The sequence below is a fragment of the Microbispora sp. ATCC PTA-5024 genome (assembly GCF_000511135.2).
Classification (GTDB): Bacteria; Actinomycetota; Actinomycetes; order Streptosporangiales; family Streptosporangiaceae; genus Microbispora; species Microbispora corallina.
In genome coordinates this window covers 424532-441313 of the sequence record NZ_KI866525.1, presented here as the reverse complement: position 1 = coordinate 441313, position 16782 = coordinate 424532, and the positions used below count along the sequence as shown (strand labels likewise).

Below are 16782 nucleotides of genomic sequence, written 5' to 3'. Positions count from 1 at the left end.
CGCCGAGAGCGCGACGGCCCGCGAACAGGCCGAGCGGGCCGCGGCCGAGGCCGGCTTCGCCGGCGTGGAGCACGCCGCCGCGGCCGTCCGTACGCGGGAGGATCGCGAGGCCATGGCCCAGCGGCTGCGGGACCTCGACGCCGAGCGGGCCACGGTCGAGAGCGTGCTCGCCGACCCGGAGCTGGTGGCGGCGGCGCTGGAGCAGGCCCCGGATCTGCCCGTGCTGACGGCCGATCACGAGCACGCCGAGCGGGAGCACGGCTCCTGCGTCTCCGCGCGCGACCGGGCCCAGGCACGGCTCGAACAGCTCACCAATCTCGCGTCCGAGCTGGACGCGGCCCTGCGGCGGTTCCGCCCGGCCGACGAGCGTCACCGGCTGGCGCGCCGCCTAGCGGAGCTCGCGGGCGGCACGTCCTCAGACAACCGCTGGCACATGCGGCTGTCGTCGTTCGTGCTGGGAGAACGGCTGCGCCAGGTGGTCGCGGCGGCCAACGAGCGACTCGACCGCATGTCCGGCGGGCGCTACCTCCTCCGGCACGACCTCGGCAGGTCGGCCGGAGACCGTGGGCGCTCCGGCGGCGGGCTGGCCCTGCGCGTGATCGACGCCTGGACGGGGGTGGAGCGCGACCCGGCCACGCTGTCCGGCGGCGAGAGCTTCATCACCTCGCTGGCGCTGGCCCTGGGGCTGGCCGACGTCGTGACCGCGGAGGCCGGCGGCGCCGAGATCGGCAGCCTGTTCGTGGACGAGGGCTTCGGCACGCTCGACGACGAGACGCTCGACGACGTGCTCGACATCCTCGACGGCCTCCGGGAGGGCGGCCGGTCCGTCGGCGTGGTCAGCCATGTGGCCGAGCTGCGGGTCCGCATTCCCGCCCAGCTCCGCGTCGTGAAGGGCCGCTCCGGCTCGACCCTCGCCCGCCACTAGCAACTCGCCCGCCACTATCAAACGGCCACCGCCGGAGCACAGGGCGGGTGTGGACGGCCGTCGGTCAGACCTCGAACGGGAGCCAGCGGGCCGCGAGGAGGTAGGCGCCGGCGGCCAGGGAGGCGGTGGAGACCAGCAGGAACAGCAGGACCCACAGCGCGCCCGGCACCCGGGTCAGCCGCGCGAGCTGGTCGGCGTCGGAGTCGGGCGCCCGGCCGCGGCGGCGCTTGGTCTGCAGCTCCAGGATCGGCCGTACGCCGCCGAGCAGCAGGAACCACACGGCGGCGTAGGCGCAGGCGCCCTGCACGTTCGGTGGCGCGAACCACGACAGCGCGAACACGGCGCCGCCCACGGCCAGCAGCGCCACAGCGCCGAAGAAGTTCCGGATCATCAGCAGCATGCACACCAGCAGCACGAGCACGGCCCACAGCAGCAGGGTGATCCGTCCCGCCGCGACGAGCCACGACGCGCCGAGCCCGATCAGGGACGGCGCCACGTACCCGGCCGCAGCCGTCGCCACCATCCCCGGGCCTGTGGGATTGCCCCGGGTCAGCGTCACGCCCGACGTGTCGGAGTGCAGCCGGATGCCGCGCAGCTTGCGCCGGGTCAGCACGGCGGCCAGCGCGTGCCCGCCCTCGTGCGCGATCGTGATCAGCCCGCGCAGGACGTGCCAGGACGGCGGGTACGACACCAGCGCGAGCGCGGCCAGGCCCGACAGCGCGACCAGCCACAGAGGGGGCGCGACCTGGGTCGCGGTCAGCTCGTTCCACACGGCTTTCAGGGGGACACCTCCGCGCGGAATCGTACGGCCTTGGACCCTTCAGGCCATACCTTCTATGTGTGGCTGAGCGGCGTATGCGTGGACTGCGTGGATTCAGTGGGCTCATGAGGGTGAAGCCGGAGCCCGCTCCCGAGCATTCGATGGACCCCCGGGCGGGCGGGAACGAACCGACCAAACAGAGCGTGATCGACAACGCCGTGTACCTCGACGGCGCGCGGGTGGACTCCCCGCTGTCGCTGAGCGACGCGATCGCGTCGCTGCGGTCGCGGCCGGGGGCGATGGCGTGGATCGGGCTGTACCGGCCGGAGGAGTCGGAGCTGCTCAAGGCGGCCGAGGAGTTCGGGCTGCACGAGCTGGCGATCGAGGACGCGATCGTGGCCCACCAGCGGCCCAAGGCGGACCGGTACGGCGGCACCCTGTTCGTGGTGCTGCGGGCCGCGCAGTACCTCGACAAGCCGGAGAAGGTGGAGTTCGGCGAGCTGCACGTGTTCGTCGGGCCCGACTTCGTGCTGACCGTGCGGCACAGCGAGGCCCCCGACCTGTCGAAGGTCCGGCGGCGCATGGAGTCCGACCCGGACCTGCTCCGTCAGGGGCCCCAGGCCGTGCTGTACGCGATCCTCGACGCCGTCGTGGACGGCTACGCGCCCGTCGTCGCCGGCCTGCAGAACGACATCGACGAGATCGAGGTGCAGGTCTTCGGCGGCGACCCGGCCGCGCCGCGCCGCATCTACTCCCTGTCGCGCGAGGTCATCGAGTTCCAGCGGGCCACCAGCCCGCTCGTGCCGATGCTCGACGGGTTCATCGCGGCCTCGCCCAAGTACGGCGTGGACGAGGAGCTCCAGCGGTATCTGCGTGACGTGTCCGACCACGCCATCACGGTGACCGAGCGGGTGGCCGGCTTCCGGCAGATGCTGCAGGACATCCTGATCGTCAACTCGACCCTGGTGAGCCAGCAGCAGAACGAGGAGATGACCAAGCTGACCGGCGCGAGCATCGCCCAGGGGAACGAGGTCAAGAAGATCTCGGCATGGGCCGCGATCCTGTTCGCCCCGACCCTGGTCGGCACGATCTACGGGATGAACTTCGACCACATGCCGGAGCTGCACTGGCTGCTCGGCTACCCGGTGGCCCTGCTGCTCATGGGCCTGGTCTGCCTCACCCTCTACCTGGTCTTCAAGCGGCGCGACTGGCTCTGACCGCCGTACCGGGTCATCCACCCCTTGTGTCTGCCAACTATCTAGATATATCGTCAAGGTATCTCGATAGTTGGGTGGTGACACATGCACGACCAGATCTGGCACCCGTACGGGCACGTGCCCATGGTCCCGCCGGTCCCGCACGTCCGCCCGCTGCCGCCCGTCCCGCCGTTCTTCCACATGGCGGCCGGCCCGGCGGGTCACCCCTTTCCGCACACGCCACCCGAGCCGCCCTTTCCGCCGGGGCCGCCCGGGCCCCCGCCCGGCCCGTTCCCGCGGGTGCGGAGGGGCGACGTGCGGGCGGCCCTGCTCCGGCTGCTGAGCGAGGAGCCGCGCAACGGCTACCAGATGATCGAGGAGATCAGCCGCCGCAGCGGCGGCGTGTGGCGGCCGAGTCCCGGCTCGGTCTACCCGGCCCTCCAGCAGATGGAGGACGAGGGCCTCGTCAAAGGCGAGGAGTCCGGCGGCAGCCGCGTCTACCGGCTGACCGAGGAGGGACGGCGCCAGACCGACGAGCGGGCCGAGCCGTGGGCCGACGTGGCCCGCAGCATCCCGGAGGACCGCCACGAGCTGCGCCTGCTGTGGGCCCAGCTCGGCGAGGCGTTCCTCCATCTCTCCCAGGTCGCGGACGACCGGCAGGTCGACCAGACCAAGAACCTTCTGAAGACCACGAGGCAGGCGATGTTCCGGATCCTTGCGGAGGACGAATGAACGCGGCGGTGGCCGTCCACGGGCTGCGTAAGACCTACGGCGACGTCGAGGCCGTGAAGGGCGTCGACTTCGAGGTGGCCCCGGGGGAGGTGTTCGGCTTCCTCGGGCCGAACGGCGCCGGGAAGACCACCACGATCAGCATGCTGTGCACGCTGATCAACCCCACGGGCGGCACGGCCGAGGTCGGCGGGCACGACGTCGTGAAGGAGCGCGACGAGGTCCGCCGCAACATCGGGCTGGTCTTCCAGGACCCGACGCTCGACGGCTACCTCACCGCCGAGCAGAACCTGCGCTTCCACGCCGAGCTGTACGGCGTGCCGAAGGAGGCGGTGCCGGACCGGCTCCGCCAGGTCCTCGAGATGGTCGCCCTGTGGGACCGCAAGGACAGCAAGGTCATGACGTTCTCCGGCGGCATGAAGCGCCGGCTGGAGATCGCCCGCGGTCTGCTGCACTCGCCCCGTGTGCTGTTCCTCGACGAGCCGACGGTCGGCCTGGACCCCCAGACCAGGTCGGCCATCTGGGGCTACATCAACCGGCTGCGTCACACCGAGGACATCACGATCTTCATGACGACGCACTACATGGACGAGGCCGAGTACTGCGACCGGATCGCCATCATCGACCACGGCGAGATCGTCGTGATCGACTCGCCCGAGGCCCTCAAGGCGAGCGTCGGCAAGGACCGCGTGCAGATCCAGACGGGCGACGACGAGACCACGATCAAGCTGCTCAAGGAGCGGTTCGACATCGACGCCGCCGTGCGCGAGGGGCAGGTGACCTTCGCGGTGGCCTCGGGCGAGCAGTTCGTCCCGCGCCTGTTCGCCGGCCTGGGGATGCCCATCCGCTCGGTGAGCGTGTCCCGCCCGTCGCTCGACGACGTCTTCATGTCCTACACCGGCTCCACCATCCGCGACGCCGAGTCGGGGCCGGGGAACCAGTGGATGCGCGCCATGGCAAGGGGAAGGTGATCCCATGACGACCGACGTCGTCCGCGTGAGCGTGCCGCGTGCGAGCGGCTCGCACAACCTGCGCGCGGTCAAGGTCGTGCTGCACCGCGAGCTGCTGCGGTTCGTCAACGACCGGACCCGCATGGTGTCCAGCCTCATCCAGCCCGTGCTGTGGCTGTTCGTGATGGGCACCGGCCTGGGCTCGCTCGTTCGGGCGTCGATCCCCGGGATCGACTTCCGCACGTTCATGTACCCCGGCATGATCTCCATGACGGTGATCACGACGGCGATGTTCTCGGCCGGGTCGATCGTCTGGGACCGGGAGTTCGGCTTCCTGCGGGAGATGCTCGTGGCCCCGGTGAGCCGCAGCGCCATCGTGGTCGGCAAGTGCCTCGGCGGCGCGGTCGTGGCCAGCGCCCAGGGCGTCATCATCCTGGCCCTGGCCGGGCTGGTCGGCGTGCCCTACTCGCCGGCCCTGCTCCTCACGCTGCTGGCCGAGATGTTCCTCGCGGCGTTCACCATCACGGCGTTCGGCGTGATGCTGTCGGCCAGGATGCGGAACATGCAGTCGTTCTTCGGCGTGATGCAGATGGCCATCATGCCGATGATCTTCCTGTCGGGGGCGATGTTCCCGCTGGCCAACCTGCCGTCGTGGCTGCACGTGCTGACGACCGTCAACCCGCTCACGTACGCCGTGGACCCCATGCGGCAGGCGGTGTTCGGCCACATCGCCGTGCCGCCGCAGGTCGACGCCATGCTGAACCCCGGCGTGACGTGGTTCGGCCACAAGCTCCCGATCATCGCGGAGCTGGGGCTGGTCGCCGCCATCGGCGCCGTCCTGCTCGGGGTGGCGATCGCGCAGTTCCGCCGCAGCGAGTAGCGCGGCGGGCGGCCGGGAGCCCGGCCCGGGGCGTGCCCGCCCCGGGCCGGGCCCGTCACGTCGTCAGGCGCTCAGCGCTTGACCTTGACGTAGTCCGTCCTGCTGGAGGACCTGCCGGCCTCGTCGTCGCCGCCGAAGACGGCCTTCCAGGTGCCGGACCTGACCGCCTTGGTCTTGGTCCAGAACTTGCCGGAGCCGTTGGTCCACGTGGTCTTGACGTACGACCAGTGGCCGCCGGGCTTCTTGAACCACAGGGTGACCTTGTGGTGGCCGTAGCCCTCCCAGCCGTCGCCCCAGACCTGCAGGCTGCCCTTGAGGCGCAGGTACCTGCCGTGCCTGACCGGCTCGGGGCCGGCGTCGAACCGCACGATGCGGGTGTCGGCGACCGGCTCGGGCTCGGGGGCCCTGACGGTCACATGGTCGGCGCCGGAGGTCGCGCCCTTCACGCCGCGGGCCCCGTCGTACTCGGCCCGCCACCAGCCGGACTCCCGCGCCGTGACGTCGGCGAAGAACCGGCCGTACGCGTCGGTCCAGTCGGAGGCGACGTACCGCCAGCCGGAGGAGCCGTCGGCCTTGAAGAGGACCCGCACCTTCTGGCCCTTGAAGCCGTCCCACGACGAGCCGCCGATCTCCAGCCGGCCGCGCAGGCGCAGCGTGTCGCCGCGGTCGACGGGCTCGGGGTAGGCGTCGAACCCGGTGATGCGGGTCGGCCTGGCCGCGGCCCGGACGTCGACCCGGTCGCTGTCGCTGATCGTGGACTCGGTGTCCGACGCCCCGTCGAACTCCGCCCGCCACCAGCCGGACCGCACGGCCTTCTCACCGGCGGAGAACCGCCCGTGGGCATCGGTCGTCACCGAGTCGACCCGGGTGTAGGAGTCGCCGCCGAGCGGCTTGAAGGCGAGGTACACCTTCTGGCCGTCGTACTGCTTCCAGGCCGAGCCCTCCTTGTAGGTGAGCGCGCCCCGCAGCGTGATCCTGCCGCCCTGGTCGACCACGTCGGGGGTGGCGTCGACGTCGAGGCCGGTGATCCAGTGGACCTGGAACTCCTTGACCGTCGTCGCCGACTCCGCGCCCTTGGTGGCCTTGGCCTCCAGCTTCCAGACGCCCGGCTCGTCGGCGAACGTGAACGTGTACGTCGCCGTGTACGTGCCGGTGCCGGAGACCGTGAGCGGCACGGACTTGTTGTTGCGGTCGACGAGCCTGGCCGAGCCCGTGTCCGCCGTCTTGAAGGTGAACGTCGCCGAGGTGCCCGCGTCGGTCTTGACGACGACGGGGGCGGGCGACACCGTCAGGTCGGCCGGCGCCGGGGGCGGCGCCGCCGCGCCGGCCGCGGTCGCCGGGAGGGCCGCGAAGACCGCCCCTCCCAGCGCCAGGGCCGCGATCGCGGCAGGGATGCGTTTCAACATTCCGGTGAACCTTCCTTCCCGGGGGTTGAACGCGGCGTGAGGGTGCCACGTCGTTTCTCTTGTAGTAGACGTGCAATTGGGCGAAATGGTTGGAATGACTGACCATTTGTCATCAATCTGTGTCAAAAGGAGCGATCCACAGCCGCGATGTCAACGGAGATGTCGCTGTGCGGGACGGAGCGTGCATCCTGCGACATAATCGGCCGTGTGGTGCGGGACGCTGTGGAGACGCATTTCGCCGAGGTCGTCGGTGCGCTGACGCCGGGCCCCCCGAGGGATCCGGCGCTGCCGATCCGGCCCGGGACGACCCTCACGGGCGCGCGGTGCCGCGAGCTGTTCGCCGTGCAGCTCGGCAGCCGCCTCCTCGACGTCGCCGCCCGGCAGATGCGCGAGCGCGACGAGGGCTTCTACACGATCGGCTCGGCGGGTCACGAGGGCAACGCCGCGGTCGCCGCCGCGCTGCGCGTCACCGACCCGGCGCTGCTGCACTACCGGTCGGGCGCGTTCTATCTGGCCCGCTCCGCGCAGGCCGGCCGGCTGGCCGAGGAGGGCCTGCGCGACGTGCTGCTCGGCCTCGCCGCCGCCGCGGAGGAGCCGATCGCGGGCGGCCGCCACAAGGTGTTCGGCCACCCCGGCCTGGCCGTGATCCCGCAGACCTCCACGATCGCCAGCCACCTGCCCAGGGCCGTCGGCGTCGGCTTCGCCATCGAGCGGGCCCGGACCCTCGGCGTCACGTCGGCCTGGCCCGCGGACGCCGTGGCCGTCTGCAGCTTCGGCGACGCCTCCGCCAACCACGCCACCGCGCTGAGCGGCCTCAACACCGCGGCGTACGTCACCTTCCGCGGCCTTCCGCTGCCCGTGCTGTTCGTCTGCGAGGACAACGGCATCGGCATCAGCGTGAAGACGCCGCCGGGGTGGGCCGAGCGGGCGCGCCACCCGATGCTGCCGTCCTTCGAGGCCGACGGCTGCGACCTCGCCGAGATCCACGACGTGGCGCTGCGGGCCGTCGAGCACGTCCGCACGACCCGCAGCCCCGCGTTCCTGCACATGCGGACGGTCCGGCTGATGGGCCACGCCGGCTCCGACGTCGAGATCGCCTACCGCACCCGTAAGGAGATCGCCCTCGACCTGGAGCGCGACCCGCTCGTCCGGACGGCCCGGCTGCTCGTCGAGGCCGGCCTCGCCACGCCCGACGAGCTGCTGTCGCGCTACGAGAGCGACCGCGACCACGTGCTCAAGCTCGCGATGGAGTGCGCGCGGCGGCCGCGGCTCGCGTCCGCGGCGGAGGTCATGCGGCCGATCGCGCCGCGCGACCCCGGCCGGGTGGCCGTCCGCGCCGCGCAGGCGGCCTCGACCGAGGCCAGGGAACGGGCCTTCGCCACGCTGCCCGAGCTGGAGGGCAAGCTCACGCTGGCCCAGGCCGTCAACCGGACCCTGGCCGACGCGATGGCGGCCGACCCGGGCGTCCTCGTCTTCGGCGAGGACGTCGCGCGCAAGGGCGGGGTGTACGGCGTCACGCGGGGGCTGCTGCGCCGCTTCGGCGCGGAGCGCGTGTTCGACACGCTGCTGGACGAGCAGGCCATCCTCGGCCTCGCCCTCGGCTCCGGGGTGACCGGGCTGCTGCCGGTGCCCGAGGTGCAGTACCTCGCCTACCTGCACAACGCGCTCGACCAGATCCGCGGTGAGGCGGCCACGCTGCAGTTCTTCTCGCAGGGGGCGTTCCGCAACCCCCTGGTCCTCCGGGTCGCCTCCTATGCCTATCAAAAGGGCTTTGGCGGGCATTTCCACAATGACAACTCAATTGCCGCTTTGAGGGATATTCCGGGCATTGTGGTCGCATCGCCCGCGCGCCCCGACGACGCGGCGGCCATGTTGCGGACCTGCCTCGCCGCGGCCCGGGAGGACGGCAGCGTGTGCGTGTTCCTGGAGCCGATCGCGCTCTACCACACGCGCGACCTGTTCGACGAGGGCGACGGCGGCTGGCTCGCGCCGTACGCGCCGCCCGCGCGATGGGCTGAGACGCACGTGCCGATCGGCCGGGCCCGGTCGTACGGCGACGGACGCGACCTGACGATCGTGACGTTCGGCAACGGCGTGCGGATGAGCCTGCGGGCGGCCGTCCGGCTCACCGCGGAGGAGAAGGGCTGCCGGGTGCTCGACCTGCGCTGGCTGTCGCCGCTGCCGGTGGAGGACCTGATGCGGGCCGCCGAGCTCACCGGCCGGGTGCTGATCGCCGACGAGACCCGGGCCGGCGGCGGGGTGTCCGAGAGCGTCATGGCCGCGCTGCTCGACAACGGCTTCACCGGGCCGATCGCGCGCGTCACCTCACGCGACAGCTTCGTCCCGCTCGGCCCGGCCGCCGACACCGTCCTGCTGTCGGAGACCGACATCGAGCAGGCCGCCCGCAAGCTGCTCGGCTGACAGCCGCCCCCGGGACGCGGCGAAGATCGCGGATGCGAGGATGAGGTGTGATCGCTTTCACCTCGTACGACGGGACGGCGCTCGTCTGCCATGAGCGGGGGGAGGGCCCGGCGCTGGTCTGCCTGCCCGGCGGGCCGGGACGGTCCTCCGCCTACCTGGGCGATCTCGGCGGCCTCGCGGCCCGGAGACGGCTCCTCCTGCTGGACAACCGGGGGACCGGGGAATCGGCGGCGCCCGCCGACCCGGCCACGTACGCCGCAGACCGCCTGGTGGCGGACGTGGAGGCGCTGCGCGTGCGCCTCGGCCTCGAACGGATCGACCTGCTCGGGCATTCGGCCGCCGGAGCCCTGGCGCTGCTGTACGCGGCCCGCCACCCCGACCGGATCGGGCGCCTGGTCCTGGTCACGCCGAGCCTGACGCCGCTCGGGATCGAGCCGACCGACGAGGAGTGGTGCGGCCAGATCGAGCGCCGGGCCGGCGAGCCGTGGTACGCGAGCGGGCTGGCCGACATGGAGGCGTGGGAGGCGGGCGACGAGAGCCGGCGCCCGGGCGCGCAGCCGTTCTTCTACAGTCCCTGGAACGAGGCGGCCCGGGCGCACGCGGAGCGGTTCGCGGCCCGCTCGGCGCAGGCGGCCGCGGGCTTCCACACCGGCGTCCCGCCGGCCGGGGAGACCCGGGAGAGCCTGGCCCGGCTCGCCGCGCCGGTCCTGCTGATCGCGGGGGAGGGGGACCCGGCGCCCCTGCCCGCCCACGCGGAGCGGGCGGCCGCCCTGTTCCCCCGCGGCAGGGCCGTCGTGCTGCCCGGGGCGCACTACCCCTGGGTCACCGCCCCGGACGCCTTCGCCGCCGCGGTCGGGGCGTTCCTCGACGGCTCCGGTTAGCGTTCGTTCACAAAGCGGCCAGGGCGGCCCGCGCCATGGCGCGCAGCAGCTCCGCCATCGTCTCCGGCGGCAGGTCCCCGGCGCTACGCGGGGTCGAGTTGAGCAGGCCGAAGACCGCGTGCGTCGCGGCCCGCAGCCGCGCCGGCGGGCACGACGGATGCAGCTCGGTCAGCACGGTCACCCATTCCTCGGCGTACAGCCGCTGGAGCCGCCGGATGCCCCGGCGGGCCGGCTCCGGCACGTTGTCGAGCTCGCGCTCGTGCACCCGGATGAGCGCCGGGTGGTTCAGCGCGAACTCGATGTGGCCGGTCAGCAGCGCGTCGAGGGCCGCCTCCGCGGTGTCGGGGTCGGCCGTGGTGGCCAGGCGCGCCCCCTGCTCCCGCAGTCGCCCGCTGATGTCGAGCAGCATCTCCCCGAGCAGGGCGTCCTTGCCCTGGAAGTGGCGGTAGAGGGCCGGGCCCGAGATCCCGACGGCCGCCCCGATCTCCTCGATCGACACGCCGTGGAACCCCCGCGCGGCGAACAGGCCGGCCGCCGCCTCCAGGATCTCCGCCCGCCGATTGCGGGTAGGTGTACGTGCGGTGGTCACGGCACCCCATGGTAGACGAGGCGAGTTAACGATGGTTAACATCCGGAGCATGAGCGTGAGCGCGTGGCCGGTGCTGGAGAGCCGGTGCGACCCGGGCGGCGAGCCGTACAAGCGGAACGCCGAGGCGAACGAGCGTCTCGTGGCGGACCTGCGCGAGCGGCTCGCGGCCGCGGCGCCGGGCGGGCCCGAGCGGGCGAGGGAGCGGCACGTCCAGCGGGGCAAGCTGCTCCCGCGCGACCGGGTCGACACGCTGCTCGACCCTGGAGCACGGTTCCTTGAGCTGTCCCCGCTGGCCGCGACCGGCATGTACGACGACGAGGCCCCGGCCGCCGGGATCATCACGGGCGTGGGCCGGGTGTCCGGCCGGGAGTGCGTGATCGTGGCCAACGACGCCACGGTCAAGGGCGGGACGTACTACCCGGTCACGGTGAAGAAGCACCTGCGGGCCCAGGAGGTCGCGCTGCACAACGCGCTGCCCTGCCTGTACCTGGTCGACTCGGGCGGCGCCTTCCTCCCCCGGCAGGACGAGGTCTTCCCCGACCGCGAGCATTTCGGCCGGATCTTCTACAACCAGGCCACCATGTCGGCCCGGGGCATCCCGCAGATCGCGGCGGTGCTCGGCTCGTGCACGGCGGGCGGGGCGTACGTCCCGGCGATGAGCGACGAGGCCGTGATCGTCCGGAACCAGGGCACGATCTTCCTGGGCGGCCCGCCGCTGGTGAAGGCGGCCACCGGCGAGACCGTCACGGCCGAGGAGCTGGGCGGCGGCGAGGTGCACGCCCGGGTCAGCGGCGTCACCGACCACCTGGCCGAGGACGACGCCCACGCCCTGAAGATCGTGCGGGACATCGTGGCGACGCTCGGTCCCCGCGCGCCCCGGCCCTGGGACGTCGCGCCCGCCGAGCCGCCGGCCTGGGACCCGCGCGACCTGTACGGGATCGTCCCGCAGGACACCCGCACGCCGTACGAGGTGCGCGAGGTGATCGCGCGGATCGTCGACGGCAGCCGGTTCCTGGAGTTCAAGGCCGAGTACGGCCCGACGCTGGTCACGGGGTTCGCCCGGGTCCACGGGCATCCGGTGGGGATCGTCGCCAACAACGGCATCCTGTTCGCCGAGTCGGCCCTGAAGGGCGCCCACTTCATCGAGCTGTGCGACCGGCGCGGCATCCCCCTGGTCTTCCTGCAGAACATCAGCGGCTTCATGGTCGGCAAGGCGTACGAGGCGGGGGGCATCGCCAAGCACGGCGCGAAGATGGTCACGGCCGTCGCCTGCGCCCGGGTGCCCAAGCTCACGGTGATCATCGGCGGGTCGTTCGGCGCGGGGAACTACGCCATGGCGGGCCGGGCCTACTCCCCGCGCTTCCTGTGGATGTGGCCGAACGCCCGGATCTCGGTCATGGGCGGGGAGCAGGCGGCCACGGTGCTGTCCACGGTCGGCGGCGCGGACGGGCGGACCCGGCGCGACTCCGACACGGCGGAGAGGATCCGGGCCCAGTACGAGCACCAGGGCAACCCCTACTACTCGACCGCCCGCCTGTGGGACGACGGGGTGATCGACCCGGCGGACACCCGCACGGTTCTCGGCCTCGCCCTCGGCGCCGCCGCGAACGCCCCTCTCGAACCCGTCGGCTACGGCGTCTTCCGGATGTGAGGTTGTGCCAATGAGGCGTTCACCGGCTTCCCGTCCGCCCCGCTCACCGGGCCGGGCCGGATCGTGATGTTCACGAGCGTACTGATCGCGAACCGGGGCGAGATCGCCGTCCGGATCATCCGCACGCTGCGGGCCATGGGCGTGGCCGCGGTCGCCGTCCACACCGACGCCGACCGCGACGCCCGGCACGTACGCGAGGCGGACCTCGCCGTACGGCTCCCGCGCGGCTACCTCGACGTGGACGGCGTGATCGAGGCCGCCCTTGCGTCGGGGGCGCAGGCCGTGCACCCGGGGTACGGCTTCCTGGCGGAGAACGCCGGCTTCGCCCGCCGGTGCGCCGAGGCCGGGCTGGTGTTCGTCGGCCCGCCGGCCGCGGCCATCGAGGCGATGGGCGACAAGATCCGGGCCAAGGAGACGGTCGCGGCGGCCGGCGTGCCCGTGGTGCCGGGCGGGGCGGAGCCGCACGACGACCTGCTGGAGGCGGCCGCCCGCATCGGATTCCCCGTGCTGATCAAGCCCTCGGCGGGCGGCGGCGGCAAGGGCATGCTCCCGGTCCGCTCGGCCGGCGACCTGCCCGCGGCCGTCGAGTCGGCCCGCCGGACCGCCCTGGCGGCCTTCGGGGACGGCACGCTGCTGGTGGAGCGGCTGGTCGACCGGCCCCGGCACATCGAGATCCAGGTGCTGGCCGACGGCCACGGGAACGTCGTCCACCTGGGCGAGCGCGAGTGCAGCCTCCAGCGGCGCCACCAGAAGATCGTCGAGGAGGCGCCGTCGCCGCTGCTCGACGACGAGGCGCGGCGCCGCATGGGCGCGGCGGCGGTGGAGGCGGCCCGGTCGGTCGGATACGTGGGCGCGGGGACGGTCGAGTTCATCGTCCCCGGCACGGGCGGGCCGTTCGCGTTCTACTTCATGGAGATGAACACCCGGCTGCAGGTCGAGCACCCGGTGACGGAGATGGTGACCGGGCTCGACCTCGTCGAGCTGCAGTTGCGCGTCGCCGCCGGAGAGGCGCTGCCCTTCGGGCAGGACGGGGTGCGGCTGGACGGCCACGCGGTGGAGGCGCGGATCTACGCCGAGGACCCGGCCCGCGACTTCCTCCCCACGGGCGGCCGGGTGCTGGCGCTGCGGGAGCCGGCCCCCGCGCCCGGCGTGCGGGTCGACTCGGGGCTGGCCGAGGGCCTGGTCGTGGGCAGCGACTACGACCCGATGCTGGCCAAGGTCGTCGCGTGGGCGCCGGCCCGGGCGGGCGCGCTCGCGGGTCTCGACCGGGCGCTCGGGGCGACCGCGATCCTCGGGCTCACCACGAACGTCGGGTTCCTGCGGGCGCTGGTGCGGGATCCGGACGTCGCGGCCGGGCGGCTCGACACCGGGCTGGTCGAGCGGCGCCTGAGCGAGCTTGCGGGCGGGGCGGCGCCCGCCGAGGCGCTGGCCGCGGCCGCGCTCGTCCTCCACGCGGCCGACGGCGCCCCGGAGTCCGGCGACCCGTGGGACGTGGCGGACGGCTGGCGGGTCGGGGAGCGGGCCTGGACCGTGCTGCGGCTGGGCATCCCGGTCAGGATCCGGGGCGCGGCGTCCGGTACGGAGAGGGACGCGGCGTGGCACGGGGAGGTGGAGGTCGACGGCCGCCGGCTCGGCCCGGCGCGGCTGGTCCTGCGCGAGGGGGAGGCCGCCGTCACGGTCGGCGGCGTGACCCGGCGGTACGCCGTGGCCCGGGACCGGGAGACGGTGTGGCTCGCCGAGGGCGGCCGGGCCTGGCCGTTCACCAGGCACGACCCGGGCGACCCGGGCGACCGCGAGGGCGCGGGCCACGCCGGGGACGGCGCCGTGCGCAGCCCCATGCCGGGCACCGTGCTGCTGGTCAAGGCCGCGGAGGGCGACCGGGTGTCGGCCGGTCAGCCGCTGGTCGTCGTGGAGGCGATGAAGATGGAGCACACGCTGACCGCGCCCCTGGACGGGGTGCTCTCCGAGCTGCGGGCCAGGCAGGGGCAGGCGGTCGAGCTGGACGCGGTGCTGGCGAGGGTGACGCCGTGCGAGTGACGATCTACGAGGTCGGGCCGCGCGACGGCCTGCAGAACGAGTCGGCCGTGCTGCCGGTCGAGGTGAAGGCCGAGTTCATCCGGCGGCTCGCCGAGGCCGGGCTGACCACGATCGAGGCGACGAGCTTCGTCCACCCGGCGTGGGTGCCGCAGCTCGCCGACGCGGCCGAGCTGCTCGACGGCCTCACCCGGGCGCCCGGTGTCCGCTACCCCGTCCTCGTGCCGAACGAGCGGGGGCTCGACCGCGCCCTGGAGCACGGCGTGACCGACATCGCGATCTTCGGCAGCGCCACCGAGTCGTTCGCCCGGCGCAACCTCAACCGGACCGTCGAGTCGCAGTTCGAGATGTTCGCCCCGGTCGTCGAGCGGGCGCTGGCCCACGGCCTGCGGGTCCGCGCGTACGTCTCGATGTGCTTCGCCGACCCGTGGGAGGGGCCGGTCGCGCCCGCCCAGGTCGTGGAGGTGGGGCGCCGGCTCCTCGACCTCGGCTGCTACGAGCTGTCGCTCGGGGACACCATCGGCGTCGGCACGCCGGGCCACGTGGAGGCGCTGCTCGACGCGTTCGAGGCAGGCGGCGTCGGCCCCGACCGGCTCGCCGTGCACTTCCACGACACCTACGGCCAGGCCCTCGCCAACACGCTCACCGCCCTGCGCCGGGGCATAACCGTGGTGGACGCCTCCACCGGCGGCATCGGCGGCTGCCCGTACGCCAAGAGCGCCACGGGCAACCTCGCGACGGAGGACCTGGTCTGGATGCTCGACGGCCTCGGCGTCGAGACCGGCGTGGACCTCCGGTCGCTGGCCGCCACCAGCCTCTGGCTGGCCGGCCTGCTCGGGCGCCCCAGCCCGTCCCGCGTCGTCCAGGCCCTCGCTAAGGAGATCTAGATGCTCAACGACGAGCACGTGGAGCTGCGCAAGACGGTCGAGGAGTTCGCCCGGTCAGAGGTGGCCCCCGTCATCGGGGACTACTACGAGAGGTGCGAGTTCCCGTACGAGATCGTGCGGAAGATGGGCGCGATGGGCCTGTTCGGCCTGCCGGTCCCGGAGGAGTACGGCGGGATGGACGGCGACTACTTCGCGCTGTGCCTGGCCCTGGAGGAACTGGCGAGGGTCGACTCCTCGGTGGCCATCACGCTGGAGGCCGCGGTCTCGCTGGGCGAGATGCCGATCCTGCGGTTCGGCAGCGAGGAGCAGAGGAGCAGGTGGCTGCCCGGGATGGCGGCGGGCGAGGTGCTCGGCGCCTTCGGCCTCACCGAGCCCGGCGGCGGATCCGATGTCCCCGGCGGCATGCGGACGACGGCCGTCCTGGACGGCGGCGAGTGGGTGGTCAACGGGTCCAAGGCGTTCATCACGAACTCGGGGACCGACATCACCGGCGTCGTGGCGGTCGCCGCGATCACGGGCCGCCGCGAGGACCGGCCGGAGATCTCCACCATCCTGGTCCCGTCCGGGACGCCGGGGTTCACCGTGTCGAAGAAGTACTCCAAGGTGGGCTGGTCGGCCTCCGACACCCGTGAGCTGTCGTTCGCCGACTGCCGGGTGCCGGCGGAGAACCTGCTGGGCGAGCGCGGGCGCGGCTACGCCCAGTTCCTCCAGACCCTCGACGAGGGCCGCGTCGCCATCGCCGCGCTGTCGGTCGGGCTGGCGCAGGGGTGCGTGGACGAGTCGGTGCGGTACGCGGGGGAGCGCCGGGCCTTCGGGCAGGAGATCGGCCGCTACCAGGCCGTCCAGTTCAAGATCGCCGACATGGAGGCCCGGGTCCACACCGCCCGGCTGGCCTACTACCACGCCGCCGAGCGGATGCTGGCCGGGCTGCCGTTCAAGAAGGAGGCCGCGATCGCCAAGCTCGTCGCCTCGAACGCGGCGATGGACAACGCCCGCGACGCCACCCAGATATTCGGCGGGTACGGCTTCATGAACGAGTTCCCCGTGGGCCGTTTCTATCGCGACGCCAAAATCCTGGAAATCGGCGAGGGCACGAGCGAGGTGCAGCGGATGCTCATCGCCCGCGAACTCGGCCTCGGCGCCTGACGAATTCGAAAACGTGCGGGGAATGGCTCCGCGCGGACGGGGCTCCGGCGAACGGCCGGCTCGCCGGAGCCCCGTCCCGCGGCACGCGCCGTGGAGGCGCGGCTCAGCTCTGCAGCGACGCCTGCCGGGCCTGGCAGTTCTCGCACCGGCAGTTCTCGCACTGGCAGCCGTCGCGCTGGCAGTTTCTGCACTGACAGCCCTCGCACGGACAGCCCGACTTGCCACCGGCCTGCACTCCAGCCATGATGCTTCCTCCCTTTAAACATTGCCTGCCCTGAACGGGCCATGTCTTTTCTTCTCGGGGAGATGTGAATCGGTGGCATCGTT

General features: G+C 72.8%; 14 protein-coding genes. 11 read left to right on the top strand and 3 right to left on the bottom strand.

Annotated elements, in window-relative coordinates; all coding sequences use genetic code 11:
- Positions 1 to 925, top strand: a 925-nt coding sequence (locus MPTA5024_RS27990) for an SbcC/MukB-like Walker B domain-containing protein (protein WP_036330838.1), incomplete at its 5' end; no start/stop codon positions are given.
- A gap of 64 nt (positions 926 to 989) precedes the next feature.
- Here MPTA5024_RS27990 and MPTA5024_RS27985 read toward each other — a convergent pair.
- Positions 990 to 1706, bottom strand: a complete 717-nt coding sequence (locus tag MPTA5024_RS27985) for a M50 family metallopeptidase (RefSeq protein WP_198167493.1) — start codon at positions 1704 to 1706, stop codon at positions 990 to 992.
- A gap of 104 nt (positions 1707 to 1810) precedes the next feature.
- Between MPTA5024_RS27985 and MPTA5024_RS27980 the strand changes: the two genes are divergently transcribed.
- The 4 genes from MPTA5024_RS27980 (at position 1811) to MPTA5024_RS27965 (ending at position 5440) form a co-directional block, all read left to right on the top strand.
- Entirely contained in the window at positions 1811 to 2902 is a 1092-nt protein-coding gene (locus tag MPTA5024_RS27980) for a magnesium and cobalt transport protein CorA (RefSeq protein ID WP_232326669.1), read from the top strand.
- 84 nt (positions 2903 to 2986) lie between these two features.
- Positions 2987 to 3613: a PadR family transcriptional regulator gene (locus MPTA5024_RS27975; protein WP_051458766.1), complete on the top strand. Its 627-nt coding sequence runs from the start codon at positions 2987 to 2989 to the stop codon at positions 3611 to 3613.
- Positions 3610 to 4581 carry a daunorubicin resistance protein DrrA family ABC transporter ATP-binding protein gene (locus MPTA5024_RS27970; protein WP_036330050.1) on the top strand — a complete coding sequence of 324 codons (972 nt, stop codon included), beginning with the start codon at positions 3610 to 3612 and terminating at the stop codon, positions 4579 to 4581. The genes MPTA5024_RS27975 and MPTA5024_RS27970 overlap by 4 nt, the downstream gene beginning before the upstream one ends.
- A 4-nt stretch (positions 4582 to 4585) precedes the next feature.
- Positions 4586 to 5440, top strand: a complete 855-nt coding sequence (locus tag MPTA5024_RS27965) for an ABC transporter permease (protein WP_051458765.1) — start codon at positions 4586 to 4588, stop codon at positions 5438 to 5440.
- A gap of 71 nt (positions 5441 to 5511) precedes the next feature.
- On the opposite strand, the gene MPTA5024_RS27960 is transcribed toward MPTA5024_RS27965, so the two are convergent.
- Positions 5512 to 6846, bottom strand: coding sequence for a hypothetical protein (locus MPTA5024_RS27960; protein ID WP_051458764.1), 1335 nt, complete (start codon positions 6844 to 6846; stop codon positions 5512 to 5514).
- Between the two features lie 207 nt (positions 6847 to 7053).
- Here MPTA5024_RS27960 and MPTA5024_RS27955 point away from each other — a divergent pair, with 207 nt between their 5' ends.
- Together MPTA5024_RS27955 and MPTA5024_RS27950 are read left to right on the top strand one after the other, a co-directional pair.
- A complete protein-coding gene (locus MPTA5024_RS27955) occupies positions 7054 to 9267 on the top strand; it encodes a thiamine pyrophosphate-dependent enzyme (RefSeq protein ID WP_198167437.1) in 2214 nt (737 codons plus the stop codon).
- A 47-nt stretch (positions 9268 to 9314) separates the two neighbouring features.
- Complete coding sequence (locus MPTA5024_RS27950; RefSeq protein WP_036330048.1) at positions 9315 to 10148, top strand: alpha/beta fold hydrolase; 834 nt, start codon at positions 9315 to 9317, stop codon at positions 10146 to 10148.
- 7 nt (positions 10149 to 10155) lie between these two features.
- Here the strand turns inward: MPTA5024_RS27950 and MPTA5024_RS27945 are convergent, their stop codons facing one another.
- Positions 10156 to 10779 (bottom strand): TetR/AcrR family transcriptional regulator, encoded by a 624-nt coding sequence (locus tag MPTA5024_RS27945; RefSeq protein ID WP_084370125.1) that lies wholly within the window; start codon positions 10777 to 10779, stop codon positions 10156 to 10158.
- A gap of 7 nt (positions 10780 to 10786) precedes the next feature.
- Here MPTA5024_RS27945 and MPTA5024_RS27940 point away from each other — a divergent pair, with 7 nt between their 5' ends.
- The 4 genes from MPTA5024_RS27940 (at position 10787) to MPTA5024_RS27925 (ending at position 16455) form a co-directional block, all read left to right on the top strand.
- Positions 10787 to 12388 carry a carboxyl transferase domain-containing protein gene (locus MPTA5024_RS27940; protein ID WP_036330043.1) on the top strand — a complete coding sequence of 534 codons (1602 nt, stop codon included), beginning with the start codon at positions 10787 to 10789 and terminating at the stop codon, positions 12386 to 12388.
- A 66-nt stretch (positions 12389 to 12454) separates the two neighbouring features.
- Complete coding sequence (locus MPTA5024_RS27935) at positions 12455 to 14425, top strand: ATP-binding protein (protein WP_036330042.1); 1971 nt, start codon at positions 12455 to 12457, stop codon at positions 14423 to 14425.
- Complete coding sequence (locus MPTA5024_RS27930) at positions 14416 to 15309, top strand: hydroxymethylglutaryl-CoA lyase (protein WP_036330041.1); 894 nt, start codon at positions 14416 to 14418, stop codon at positions 15307 to 15309. Before MPTA5024_RS27935 ends, MPTA5024_RS27930 begins: the two co-directional genes overlap by 10 nt.
- A complete protein-coding gene (locus MPTA5024_RS27925) occupies positions 15310 to 16455 on the top strand; it encodes an acyl-CoA dehydrogenase family protein (RefSeq protein WP_036330040.1) in 1146 nt (381 codons plus the stop codon).
- Positions 16456 to 16782 lie beyond the last annotated feature (327 nt).